Origin of the sequence: Winogradskyella ludwigii (assembly GCF_013403985.1) — a bacterium.
Lineage (GTDB): Bacteria > Bacteroidota > Bacteroidia > Flavobacteriales > Flavobacteriaceae > Winogradskyella > Winogradskyella ludwigii.
Window position 1 is genome coordinate 1 of record NZ_JABFDF010000009.1, and the last position, 13,383, is coordinate 13,383.

Sequence of the window (13,383 nt, forward strand, 5' to 3'; positions counted from 1 at the left end):
GCGGAATATTCACGGGTTCGTAAAAGTTTGCTAACTTAGTTGCTTAACCACGCAACTAACCATACACAATCACGTTACCCAACATTTGAGAAAAACCGTTTTCATATTAAACTTAATTTTCAGCACATTAATTTTTGCTCAAAATCCTGAATCGTCAACTCTGTATGAAAAAGAGTATTACGATTTAATAAATTACATCCCAAAAAACTTGGAATTTGACTCAATTAACAAACCTGAAAGTCAACTATTACAATCAGAATTAAATACAATAAGTAGTATTAAAATTTATAGCGGATTTAGAAAAGACTTTAAACTGACCGAAAGTGACAACCAGTGGTTGGACAATAAAATTGAGCAAATTGCAACTGCCCTATTTATTGACGGAAAAAGAATTTTAGTTAGTGCTGTTGGAGGCTATTCAGGTTGTCCCGATAAAATGATTGACACAATTCGATTAAACAATATCGAAATTATTAATTTAAAATTTTGCCATACTTGTACAGATGGTTTTCGAGACGAAAAATTTATCGAAATTTTTAATGGTAAAATGTATTCATTAATGAAAATTGAGCCACCAAATAGAAAAACAAAACTATTTTATGGAGAATATAAAGGACGAACAAAAGAACGATTTGAAATTAAACTAATTTTAAAAGAAGACAGAACTTTCAAATTTTGGGTAAATAAAGGACACGGTTCTGATTTTACAGAAGGATTGTGGAAAAGCATTAATGACACGCTGATTTTAAAGTCTCGGAATCTGAATAAAGATGACGATATTAGTTTTGCATTGTCGAGTGCAAAATGGATTGAATTTAATGATTTGGAATTTCGTTTAAAAAAAGGAAAATTGAATGAATTAAATGGTGGAAATCGGAAATTAAAACAAACAGTCGAATAAAAAAACGTTGGGTAACACCGTATATAATTTATTGCTGGCTTCTTGCCTACTTGCGAAAGTCCTCGTGGACTTTCTTGGTCGGTAATTATTTACTAAATTAGTTGCTTGAAACACGCAACAAATCATATACAACAACGTTGTAGCACATTCAACAGAACTCTACGAAAAAATGACTGAAAAATTAATTGAATTACAAAATAGAATTTACAACTATCATAATTCGGCGGAATATAATTATGTTTTAGAGTATTCGCCAAGAATCAGTTTTTCTAAAATTGGAGAGTTTTATGAAATTATCTATTATGGAGAAGGTTATGATGATGATTTTAGGATACATTCATCGAATTTTGAACCAGAAGAATTTAATTTCGGATTTTGTGCTTTTCAAGACTTCTTAATTGAAAACCCAAGTAAGATAGTTTCTTTAATATTTTCTGGTCCAGATGCTGGTGCAAATGGAACAAGGGATTGGAATTTTAGTAGAATAATTAATTCAGAAGTGAACTTTGAGGATTTAAAGATATTTAAAGTTGCTTTGACAGAGGTTGGCGACCACAATCAAAGTGTAATTGGTGAATATGGAGAAGAAAACGGAATGATAGCCAAATTAGTTGAAAAAATGCCGAATTTGGTAGATTTGGAATTACCTTCTGCACCAAATGAAGACTTTTTTAAGATTCCAAAAATAAAAATCAATAATCTTACAATTCAAGCAGGTTACGGTCATCAAAATTTTATTCTAAATCTATCAAAATCAAATAATATAAAGACTTTAAGAAGTTTAGATTATACAGAACCATTTGACCATTTTGGAGATTTAGACGAAGAAGAATTTACGTCATTTGATATATTTAAAAAACTATTTGAATCGAATATCTTTTCAATTGACAATTTCCACCTTAAATTAAGAGAAAATAAGTTGACTAAAGAACAATTAGAAGAATTACAGAAAACAAAAAACATACAACTTCTTCATATAAAAACTGAAAGTGGAAAGTATGTTCGGATATAAATAACGTGCTACAACACCGTATAAACTTTATTGCTGGTTTTGGCTCACTTGGGAAATTCCTTCGGAATTTCGCCGTTCGTGTTTTATTTACTAAATTCAATGCTTAACCACGCAACAAAGCTTATACAACAACGTTGTGTACAATGTCGAAAATGATGAAGAAATTTAACATAAAGCTGATTTTATTAGAGTGTTTGGCTTTAATTTTTATCATTAGCGGATTGAAAAGATTATATATAGCATATAATGGAAAACAATTCGATGCTCTAATGAGTGAGGATTGGGGAAAATTTGACTCATTAACTGACATCAGAATTGGACAATTCTTCGCAAACCAAGCTTATTGGACTTTATCGAGTCTTATAATCGGAATATTAATCGTTGGACTAATAAACTGGAAATATAAATTCGGAATTATAAACTCAATAATAGTTTTACTAATAACTTTCGGAATTTCTTTAACTGGATTTTACGGTACAGGAATTATAAACAGATATCTAAATTATTTTTGCGGATTATTCGCCGAAGGATATGGAATAGCTTTTCTAATTGGTGGTTTGCTTATATTTTTTGTCGGAATCACTATTTTGTGGAAAACTATTGCATTGAACAAAAACACTGTACACAACACCGTGTATAATTAATTGCTTCATTGAGCCTACTTGCGAATATTCCTGCGGAATATTCACGGGTTCGTAAATGTTTGCTAACTTAGTTGCTAAACCACGCAACTAACCATACACAAAACCGTTGGCAACAATATAAAAAACGACATTGCATTTAAAAAACTTCATTACTTCTGAATATAGAGATAGGTTAAAGAACAAACACTTTGCTTCTCGTATTTGGAATTTTATTTTCTTTCCAATCACAGTTGGAATGAATTACAGAATGCATAAAAAATGGCTCAAAGTATTAAAGGAACTCAAATTGACCGAAAATGATTTGGGCGAAAAAACTCGGATAAGTTTAAACATTGAAAAAATGGGACCATTTGAGAAAGCGAATAAAATTGCGGAAATAAATGTAACTGAACGAATTAATAACGGATTTATAGTTGTCAAAAATCAGATTATAGCGATTTTCTCATTTCATTCACCTGAATCTGGAAATATACATCAGTTTTTCACTCAAATGGAACAACCGATTATAATTTGTCCTAAAGAAAATGTACATCCGTTTAGAACTATTTATAAACTTCCGACTTTTGACAATATTGTGAAAATGGAAAATAACGGAAAGGAAACGCTGATTTCATTAAAAGATAGAACTTATAAAAAAACGATTGAATTAATAATTTATAAAAAAATACTGTTGCCAACACCGTATATAATTTATTGCTAGTTCTAGCCTACTTACGAAAATCCTCGCGGATTTTCTATTCGGTTTTTATTTGCTAAATTAGGTGCTTAAAACACGCAACAAACCATATACAAACACGTTGTAACACATTTAAAACCAATGATAATCGAACAAAAACCATAAATTGAAAACTCTAACAACCGAAAAAATAAAGCGGAATTTTGCGCTGATTAATTCATCATATTTTTCAGAAATTATGTACAATAAAAATGGTGATTTTTTTGATTTATATTTAAATGTTGGGAAAAACGAGAATTTAGAAAATCAAACAAAAATATATAATGAATTAATCAGAAATCTGAATGAATATTTGATTAAAATAAATGAATTCATCAAGACTACTTTCACAAACTCTGAAAAAAATAAAGCGGTTGAAATGAATGAAAAAAAGCTAATTATCAGTGTTGTTCAAATTACGAATGACAACAAAAATTTTGATACTGTTATAGTATGCGAAAAAGAATATAAATATTTCGGAATTTTTAAGAAAAATATTGGAATTAGGGCGGAAATTAAAAACGGTCGAATAATAACAATTGAAAAGAAATCGAACACAATTAATGAAAATCTGAAATAAGAATGTTTCCTACAGATAGCGAATTTACAACTCTTTATATTGCATATTTATTAATGTTAGTGCTTCTGATTTTTGGTTTGTTAAAATCAGAAAATAAAACATTCTACAAATGGAATTTTCTATTTTTTGGAATTTATTTAGCAATAATGATTTATGTGTTTTCAGATTCAGAAAATTTCAGATATGGTAATTCTCTTGTTGTTTTGTTTTATGGAGGAATATTTGTGCTTTTACATTTTATAATAATCGGAATTATCAAACTATATAAATCAGTAACGAAAAAATAAAACGTGTTACAACACCATATATAATTTATTGCTGGCTTTTTGCTTACTTACGAAAATCCTTGCGGATTTTCTTTGTCAGTAATTATTTACTAAATTAGTTGCTTAAACCACGCAACAAACCATATATAAACACGTTATGTGCAAGCTGAAAATCGTGCTAAAATTCAACATTTGAACTAATTTCAAATTTTTAGCAAAAAAATGTCCAAAAAAGAAAGTCCGAACTGTCTTTATAGTGAACTAAAACTTTTAAAAATGAAAAAATACTTATTATTACTTCACGAAGACATTGAGAAAATGCAACAACTTTCGCCAAAAGAAATGGAGGAATTAGGGAATTCCCATATGGCTTGGGCTGAAAAATTAGGAAAGTCGGGACATCTAATTTCTGGCGAGGGACTTGAAGAAAATAGCGTTCAGATTTCTGGAAAAAACAGTATCGTAAAAGATGGAACATTTTTGGAATCCAAAGAAATGATTGGAGGCTATTATTTACTGCAAGCAAAAGACTTAAAAACCGTAATTGAATTGGCAAAAGGTTGTCCTTGCCATTTGTATGGCGGAACTACAGAAATAAGACCGATTATGGAATATGAAGAATAAAAACGCTTCAGTTGTAGAATCGAGTTACAGAACTTTTTACGGTAAATTATTTTCAGCTCTTTTCAGCCAATTTGGTGCAAACTATGTTAGTGAAATTGAGGATGCAATTCAAAATTCATTTTACAAGTCTTTAAAAAGCTGGAAACCAAATCAAGTTCCGACCAATAAGGAAAACTGGCTTTTTATTGTTGCTCGAAATGACGTTTTGAACCAAATAAAAAGAGAAAGCCGATTGCAAACGGCAAATCATTTTACATCTACCGAAGAAACGGAAAACCCAAACGAGGATTTAAGGCTGAAAACTGTTTTGTTTTTAGCCAAGTCCAAAAACGTTTCTTCAAAAGTTAAAGTGATTTTCATTCTAAAGAATATTTTCGGTCTGCATATCAAAGAAATTAGTGAATGCACTTTATTATCACAAGATGCAATATATAAAAGTATAAGCAGAGCAAAAAAGGACTTTCGAAAAACAACCAAAGGAGCAGATTTTGATTTGACTTTCAAACAAGTATCCGAAAATGAAATTGCAATCGTAGAAGAAATTCTCTATGCAGTTTTTAATATCGGTTTCGACTCTTTCAGCGAAAAAATAAAGTCTATTATCAATGAAGATTTATGTTTAGAGGCGTTGGCACTTGCAAAAATATTGTCTGACCAATTCGAGCGAACTACCACCAAAAACCTTCTCGCCTTATTTTGTTTTCATCTTGCAAGAATTCCCTCAAAAGTTAAAAACGACAAAATCATTTCCTTTTTTGAACAAGACAAAAAGAATTGGAACAATGACTTTATAAAATTGGCTTTCCACTATTTGGAAAAACCTGAAAAGCTGAATAAGTATTATGTTGAGGCGTTAATTGCAAGCAAACATATGACAGCGACAAAAAATGACATTAAACATTGGAACGAGATTATTAAACTCTATAAAATAATGCTTTCGCTTTCAAATTCGCCAATTATGAAATTGAACCTTTGTTACTCTTTAAGCAAAGCACAAAGAATGGACGAGGCAAAAGAATTATTACAAATGGTAGAAAACGAATTGCCAAACGAACACATCTATCTTTCATTGGTAAAAGCCAATATTTTCAAAAACACTAAAACCTTGGAATCTGAAAAAATCATAGACCAAGTATTAAAGAATATAAACCAAAAAATCAGACGAGAATACATATTGGAAAATATGTCAAGCGATTTCTGAACAAATCATTAAAATTATGCGAACAATACTTATAATCCTGATATTATCATTAACAATATCTTGTACAGAAAACAATTATTCCGAACAAGCAGACAAAAACCAAAAAATAGTCGAACAATATTTTGAACATTTTAATAATCACGAATGGCAAAAAATGGCGGAAATGTACATTGAAACGGCTGAATTTAAAGACCCAACTCTTGGAGAAGGAATTGTAAAAATGACAAGAGCAGAAATAATTGCAAAGTATTCAGAACTGAATGGAATATTTACCGACATAAAAGATAAAGTAATTCAAACTTATCCATCTGGAGAGAAAAATATAATCGTAGAATTTATATCAAGCGGAACTGCACCTGACAACTCGAAATTTGAATTGCCAATTTGTACAATTTTCACAATCGAAAATGGGAAAATAACAAAAGACTTTTCGTACTTTGACAACTTTGGGGAATAAAAGCCTGCACATAACAACGTATATAAAACATAGCTATTTCGGGCTTTCCCAAAGGTTTGTGCTTATTTACGAAGTCCGCCAAATTTTTATTTTTGTATATTTATAAATTAAAAGATAAATAGAAAAATAAAAATTTGGCTTGTGCATAATCCGAAAAGTAAGCGTCTATTTACACGCTACGTTTCATATACAAGACCGTTACCATACATTTGAGAAAAACTATGAAATTCAATTATTCTAATTCACATTTAAAAGGAAATTTCATTCTTGGAATAGTACAATTGGGAATAGGAATTGCGAGCTTGCTTACAGGTTCAATGGGACTTTTTTTTCAGTATGGATGGATTTTAATCGGAACAGTTACTTTGACTCAAAATTACAAAGGAAGAAAAGCACCTTATTTAATTCTTGAAAATGAAACCCTATTAACTCAATACTTATTCGGATATAAAAAGATTCGAATATCTGAATTTAATGAAGTTGAGAAAAAGAATAACTCTTTGATTTTAAAGAGTGAGAAAAAGAAAAAGAAAGTTTGGACTTGGCTTGCGGAAAAACATACACCTGAATTATTATACGCTGGAATAAACAAAATATTAAGCGAAAGAAAAGAAAAAGAATAAAAGCATATGAACGATACAAACTTGACTAATAAAATTAAAACCGAACCGAATATTGGAAACAGATTTGCTGCTGGATTAGTGGATTATATTATAATTTACACAGTAACTTTCATTTTGATTTATGCAATTGGTGAACCGAATGACGAAGGTGGATATTCATTAAACGGATTGCCTGCTCTAATACCTATGATTTTTTGGCTGATTATGACTGTTGGACTTGAAACTGGTTTCGGAGCAACACTCGGAAATTCATTAGTCGGCCTTAAACCGATTCCAAAAAACGGAACGAACCGAAAACTGACTTTTGGCGAATCTTTTAAAAGACATTTACTTGACCCAATCGATATGTTCTTTTTTGGGTTGGTCGGAATTGTAACAATTAAGAATACGGATTTGAACCAAAGAGTTGGAGATTTATGGGCGAAAACTATTGTTGTTCCAATTAAATCTCTGACTGAATTAAAAGCGGAATAAAAACGTATGGTAACACCGTGTATAATTAATTGCTTTGGTAAGTGCTTATTTGGAAAATTCCTTCGGAATTTTCTCAGGTTCGTATTTGTTTACTAATTTAGTTGCTAAACCACGCAACTAACCATACACAAATACGTTGTGCATAATGCGGAAATCGTGCTAAACATCAACATTTGAACTAAAAAAGCCAACGCGCAAACAGCACATTTATTTTTTTGCCAACGCGAAAAGCCAACGCTTAAAAAAACAAAAGAGCTGTTTCTTTGCCAACGCTAAATTCATTCTTGACAATCGGAATAAAAAACTTTGCAACACCATTGCATTGAAATTTATTTATCTTTGTGCCAATGAAATTTATAACTATCATACTATCATTATTAATTCTTGGTTTGTCAATTAAACCTTGTTCTGACGGAAATAATGCCGAAGACCAACATCAAGAAGAAATATCTGCTGAACACAATCATCAAAATGATAGTGATGATACTTGTCCAATAACTTGTATTTGTAATTGTTGCGGAATCGCAATTACATATGAACCAATTCAAACTTTTGAATTAGTTGTTAATAATCAAATCTCTACAGAAATATTATCTGTCTATCAATCAATCTACAGATTTAACTTTCATTCCAATATCTGGCAACCGCCACAATTAATTAGCTAAAAATATCGACTAAAAGTCAAAATTTTAAAGTTAATTAATATTTACATTTTCAATGAATAAATACATATTGAGCGCAATGCTCACAATTATAACGTGCTTTTCTATAAAAGCGCAAACATCTGATATACAAATAAAGGTAACTTCAGAATCCGAAAACGAACCGTTATTTGGAGCAACAGTATATTTTGAGGAATTAGAAAAAGGAGCAGTAACCGATTTTGACGGAATTGCAACTTTTAACGAAATTCCGAATGGCGAACATATTATCATAGTTTCTTTTTTAGGCTTTGAAACTCTAAAAACAACTATTCAAATCCCAAGTAATTCAGACTTGATTTTCAAATTAAAAAGTGGAGGAAACGAATTGGACGAAGTTGTATTACAATCTTCAAGAAGTACAAGAACCGTAAAAAAAATTCCAACAAGAATTGAATTTATTGGAGTTGAGGAATTGGGAGAAAAAGCAATTATGAATCCAACAAATATTTCAATGGTGCTTCGTGAAAGCACAGGAATACAAATGCAACAAACATCTTTAAGTAGTGGAAGTACAAACATTAGAATTCAAGGTCTTGATGGTCGTTACACACAACTTTTGAGAGATGGATTTCCACTTTACGGAGGCTTTTCAAGTGGTTTGAGTATTTTACAAATTCCACCTTTAGATTTGCAACAATTTGAAATTATTAAAGGAAGTTCATCTACACTTTATGGTGGTGGAGCAATTGCAGGCTTAATAAATATGGTATCAAAAACACCTGACGAAGAACCTGCTTTAGACGTTATGCTTACACAAACACAAGCTTTAGGAAGTACTACAAATGTATTTTACAGCAAACGGAATGAAAAGTTTGGTATTTCGCTTTACGGTTCAGGTCATTATCAAAAAGCTTATGACCCAGAAGATGATGGTTTTAGTAATTTACCAAAAACTAAATCTATTTCATTTAATCCAAAATTCTTTTATTATCCTTCTGATAAAACTACGTTTTGGTTTGGTCTAAACGGAACTTATGACGATAGAATTGGTGGAGACATTACTAAAATAGAAAGTGGCGAAAATGGAATTCATCAATACACAGAGGAAAACATTTCAAAAAGATTGAGTAGTCAAGCAGTTTACAAAACTCAAATAGATTCTATTAGTTCTTTAAACATTAAAAATAGTTTATCCTTTTTCGATAGAAATTTAACGATTCCCGATTTCAATTTTGATGGTAAACAAACCAACACTTTTACGGAAATCACTTATCAAAGAGAAACATCAAGAGCAGATTGGATTTTTGGAGCAAATTTATATACTTCAAACTTTGACGAAAATGATAATGCAACTTTACAACGTGACCAAAAAGACATCACTTACGGAATGTTTGCTAACAATATTTATGACCTTTCCGAGAATTGGATTTTAGAAACTGGATTGCGAGCAGATTACAATACTGATTTTGGTTTTTTTCCACTTCCAAAAATTTCATTGCTTTATAAAAATGATAGCGGATTTTCAAGCAGAATTGGTGGTGGTTTAGGTTACAAAATTCCAGATATTTTTACAGAAGAGGCTGAATTTATAAACTTTGAAAATGTACTTGGCATTGATAAATCTTCATTAAAGGCAGAGCGTTCTTATGGTGTAAATCTTGATTTCAACTATCAAACACGTTTATTTGAAAATATTGGCTTTTCAATTAATCAACTTTTCTATGTCACAGCAATTAACAACGGATTGTTATTGAATAGTACAAATAATGGTTTGTTTGCATTTGAAAATGCAACTGATGAAATTTTAAGCAAAGGCGCAGAAACAAATATAAAGTTTACTTATAAAGATTTTAGATGGTTTTTAAATTATGCACTTATAGACACTAAATTGAACTATTTGGCAGGAAATCCACAAAAACCATTAACTGCAAAACATAACGCAGGAAGTGTTTTGATGTACGAATCTGATAAATGGAGAATTGGCTACGAAACATTTTATACAGGAAAACAGTTTTTATCAAACGGAACAGAAACGACAGATTTTGTAACTATGGGTTTACTTTTAATGCGTAATTTTAAATTTGGTAGTGCATTTGTGAACTTTGAAAATTTCACAGACAGAAGACAAAGTAGGTTTTCACCTTTGGTTTTACCACCACACGAAAATCCAGAATTTCCAGAAATCTATGCGCCAACTGATGGTTTTATTTTTAGCGTTGGAATTATTATTAAACCATTTGGAAACGAAGACCACGATTAATTATGAAAACAATTGAAGAATTTTTAGAATCAAAAAATATTCGAGTAACTGCAATGCGTTTATTAATATATAAGTTCCTTGCCGAAAAACAAGTTGCAGTTACATTAAGTGATATAGAAAATGCTTTTGAGAAAGCAGATAGGACAACATTATACAGAACTATTAAAACATTTGAAGAAAAAGAAATTGTGCATCAAATAGATGATGGCACAGGAATTACGAAATATGCTTTGTGTGAGAAAGGTTGTAATTGTGAGATTGAAACCGATTTGCATTTACATTTTCATTGTAATAACTGTAACGAAACCATTTGTTTAACAGAACATAAAATCCCTCAAATAAAAGTACCTGATGGATTTGTTTCAGAAAACGTAAACTTGGTTGTAAAAGGCATTTGCGATAAATGTAGCGGACAATAAATGCACTTCCATTGCATTGGTTATTATAGCATTTTTACATAAAATTAGAAATTATGTTATTATTCGCTTATCTCATATTGTATTTTTTATTGGTCTTTGTTTTAAGGTCTTTATTACTTTGGAAAAAAACTGGAATAAATCCATTCACATTTGAAAAAACAGATAATGCACACGACTATAATGGTAAGGTTTTTAAATTTATCACAGTTCTTGAGCTAATTGTTGTAGGAATCTATGCTTTCAAAGAAGAATGGTATGAATATTTACTTCCTTTTTGGTATTTGGAAAATCAAACTTTACAGAAAATTGGATGGGTACTTTTGTTAGTATCGCTGATTTTTGTTTGGTTTTCTCAAAGCCAAATGGCAAATTCTTGGAGAATCGGAATTGATGAAAACAACAAAACCAAATTGGTAACAAAAGGAATATTTTCAATTTCAAGAAATCCTATATTTTTAGGAATAATGATTACGAATATTGGGTTATTCCTTGTAATTCCTAATGCATTTACATTACTAATAATTTCATTATCTACTTTAAGCATAAATACACAAATACGTTTGGAAGAAGAATTTTTAAAACGTGAATTCGGAAATGAATATAAAGAATACGCAAAAAAAGTAAGACGATGGATTTAATAATTAACGTAAAATTGCCAACGCTTAAAGCCATACACATTTCCAGTCGCATCATCCAAGCTTCACCAAAACTGTAAAAGAGTATGTCTTGCCAACGCTCACATTTGAACTAAATAACAAACATCGGAAAACCAAGCTGAACGTGAAAAGCACTATGCACAACAATGTATATAAAACATAGCTATTACAGGCTTTCCAAGAGGTTTTTACTTCTTTATTAAGTCCACCAAATTTTTATTTTTGTATATTTAGAAATTAAAAGATAAATAGAAAAAATAATAATTCGGCTCGTGTTAAATCCGAAACGATAGTGTCTTTTTACACGCTACGTTTCATATACTAGACCGTTGGCAACTATAACTCACTCGAACTTTGAAAGAAGAATCTTCTGAAATAATTAACAAGGAAATAAATGAAAATTAAAAATTTAGGTTGGTATATTACAATGCTAATTTTATTCGGAATTGTTTTTTACCTTATACCAAAATATCAAATTGACAATGATACTAAACTTCTTAAAAACACTTATGAAACTGTAGCTTACAGTCGACTTGAAACCAAAAATTTATTAGACTATAAAAACAAACAACTCATTAGTTGGAATTATACAATTGACGGTCGAAACTATAGTAAAATAAAAAGCCAAGTAAATAATATACAAAATTCGGAATATTATGTCATTCATTATAATCCAAAAAATAAAGAAGATATAATAATTAATTATGAAAAATTTGTACTGAATGGAAATTATAAAAAAACGAATTCTATAAGCCTTAAAGAGGATTTATTTAATAGTAACAGAGTTTTTTTTGAATATTCTGTTGGTGGAAAAAAGTACGAAAGAAGACAATCTTGTGAATTAAAAAACGGAATAGATTTAGATAAAATATATTTAGTAAAATACAAAGTTGGAAAACCCGAAATAGCTTACATATATTTAGACAGTATTCAATAAGTTGAAATGAAAAAATTACAGTTGCCAACACCATATATAATTTATTGCTTGGTTCTCGCCTACTTACGAAAATCCTCGCGGATTTTCTTTGTCAGTAATTATTTATTAAATTAGTTGCTTGAAACACACAACAAACCATATATAAACACGTTGGCAACAAGTTAAACAAATCAATAAAAATCTGGAATTGTATCAAAGTTGTTGAATTTTAATAGCAGGAATTATAAAAGGGAATCGAAATTGAAAATGAAATACAAGGAGTTCAAAATACCAATGATTATGTGTTTGATTTTCTTGATCACTTCACCAATTGGACAATGGGTTTTCGGATTAGCAGGCGGATATTTATCTTATTTGGCATCTGAAATATTGCCTTTTTCTGCGCACGAAGTTTCGACTGAATTAATGCTAATCTTATCTCTGATTTCGTTAATCGTATTTTTTTACTCAAAAAGCAAAGTTGGAATTATAATTAGTAGTTTTCTATCCGTTTTCTTTTTGTGTAATCTAGTTTTATTCTTTTCGCTTGAATACAGAAAATTGCCTGAATACTTTTATCCTGACAAATATATTCTCGGAACATTTATTTCTATAATATTATTAGGAATTTTGACAATATTAAAAAACAAAAGACAAGAAAAAATACTGGAATAACAAAACGTTCGGTAAAGCGGAATGAGATTCGATATTTTTTTGAGCTTTTGAGTAAAAACGATTAAAACGATATGAAAAAGAACAAAACCAGTTGCCAACACCGTGTATAATTAATTGCTTTGGTAAGTGCTTATTTGGAAAATTCCTTCGGAATTTTCTCTGGTTCGTATTTGTTTACTAATTTAGTTGCTTAAACACGCAACTAACCATACACAAAACCGTTGGCACTAATGCCGAAACTGAACTTTCCTGAAATAGGTTGACTAAAAATTAAACCATTAATTATAGTCACTTATGAAAACACAAAATGAACACT

General features: G+C 30.2%; 15 protein-coding genes. All 15 read left to right on the forward strand.

Annotation, left to right across the window (positions count from 1 at the left end):
• Positions 1 to 208: 208 nt before the first annotated feature.
• A complete protein-coding gene (locus HM981_RS17050; RefSeq protein ID WP_179340012.1) occupies positions 209 to 901 on the forward strand; it encodes a hypothetical protein in 693 nt (230 codons plus the stop codon).
• A 169-nt stretch (positions 902 to 1,070) separates the two neighbouring features.
• Positions 1,071 to 1,913 carry a hypothetical protein gene (locus tag HM981_RS17055; protein ID WP_179340013.1) on the forward strand — a complete coding sequence of 281 codons (843 nt, stop codon included), beginning with the start codon at positions 1,071 to 1,073 and terminating at the stop codon, positions 1,911 to 1,913.
• A gap of 152 nt (positions 1,914 to 2,065) precedes the next feature.
• Positions 2,066 to 2,557: a hypothetical protein gene (locus HM981_RS17060; protein WP_179340014.1), complete on the forward strand. Its 492-nt coding sequence runs from the start codon at positions 2,066 to 2,068 to the stop codon at positions 2,555 to 2,557.
• Positions 2,558 to 2,687: 130 nt separating this feature from the next.
• On the forward strand, positions 2,688 to 3,257 hold the full coding sequence (locus HM981_RS17065) for a hypothetical protein (RefSeq protein ID WP_179340015.1): 570 nt from the start codon (positions 2,688 to 2,690) through the stop codon (positions 3,255 to 3,257).
• Between the two features lie 142 nt (positions 3,258 to 3,399).
• Complete coding sequence (locus tag HM981_RS17070; protein ID WP_179340016.1) at positions 3,400 to 3,852, forward strand: hypothetical protein; 453 nt, start codon at positions 3,400 to 3,402, stop codon at positions 3,850 to 3,852.
• Between the two features lie 542 nt (positions 3,853 to 4,394).
• Positions 4,395 to 4,742 carry a YciI family protein gene (locus HM981_RS17075; protein WP_179340017.1) on the forward strand — a complete coding sequence of 116 codons (348 nt, stop codon included), beginning with the start codon at positions 4,395 to 4,397 and terminating at the stop codon, positions 4,740 to 4,742.
• Positions 4,732 to 5,943, forward strand: coding sequence for a DUF6596 domain-containing protein (locus HM981_RS17080; RefSeq protein ID WP_179340018.1), 1,212 nt, complete (start codon positions 4,732 to 4,734; stop codon positions 5,941 to 5,943). Before HM981_RS17075 ends, HM981_RS17080 begins: the two co-directional genes overlap by 11 nt.
• A gap of 16 nt (positions 5,944 to 5,959) precedes the next feature.
• Positions 5,960 to 6,400 (forward strand): nuclear transport factor 2 family protein, encoded by a 441-nt coding sequence (locus HM981_RS17085; RefSeq protein WP_179340019.1) that lies wholly within the window; start codon positions 5,960 to 5,962, stop codon positions 6,398 to 6,400.
• Between the two features lie 221 nt (positions 6,401 to 6,621).
• A complete protein-coding gene (locus tag HM981_RS17090; RefSeq protein ID WP_126590678.1) occupies positions 6,622 to 7,023 on the forward strand; it encodes a hypothetical protein in 402 nt (133 codons plus the stop codon).
• A gap of 6 nt (positions 7,024 to 7,029) precedes the next feature.
• Positions 7,030 to 7,497 (forward strand): RDD family protein, encoded by a 468-nt coding sequence (locus tag HM981_RS17095; RefSeq protein WP_179340020.1) that lies wholly within the window; start codon positions 7,030 to 7,032, stop codon positions 7,495 to 7,497.
• A gap of 347 nt (positions 7,498 to 7,844) precedes the next feature.
• The gene (locus tag HM981_RS17100; RefSeq protein WP_013994520.1) at positions 7,845 to 8,162 is read left to right on the forward strand and encodes a DUF6660 family protein; all 318 of its coding nucleotides are present in this window, start codon (positions 7,845 to 7,847) and stop codon (positions 8,160 to 8,162) included.
• Positions 8,163 to 8,238: 76 nt separating this feature from the next.
• Complete coding sequence (locus tag HM981_RS17105; RefSeq protein WP_246286352.1) at positions 8,239 to 10,401, forward strand: TonB-dependent receptor; 2,163 nt, start codon at positions 8,239 to 8,241, stop codon at positions 10,399 to 10,401.
• A gap of 2 nt (positions 10,402 to 10,403) precedes the next feature.
• On the forward strand, positions 10,404 to 10,820 hold the full coding sequence (locus HM981_RS17110; protein ID WP_013994522.1) for a Fur family transcriptional regulator: 417 nt from the start codon (positions 10,404 to 10,406) through the stop codon (positions 10,818 to 10,820).
• Between the two features lie 53 nt (positions 10,821 to 10,873).
• Entirely contained in the window at positions 10,874 to 11,458 is a 585-nt protein-coding gene (locus tag HM981_RS17115; RefSeq protein ID WP_179340022.1) for a methyltransferase family protein, read from the forward strand.
• A 412-nt stretch (positions 11,459 to 11,870) separates the two neighbouring features.
• Positions 11,871 to 12,413 carry a hypothetical protein gene (locus HM981_RS17120; RefSeq protein ID WP_179340023.1) on the forward strand — a complete coding sequence of 181 codons (543 nt, stop codon included), beginning with the start codon at positions 11,871 to 11,873 and terminating at the stop codon, positions 12,411 to 12,413.
• Positions 12,414 to 13,383: the final 970 nt, after the last annotated feature.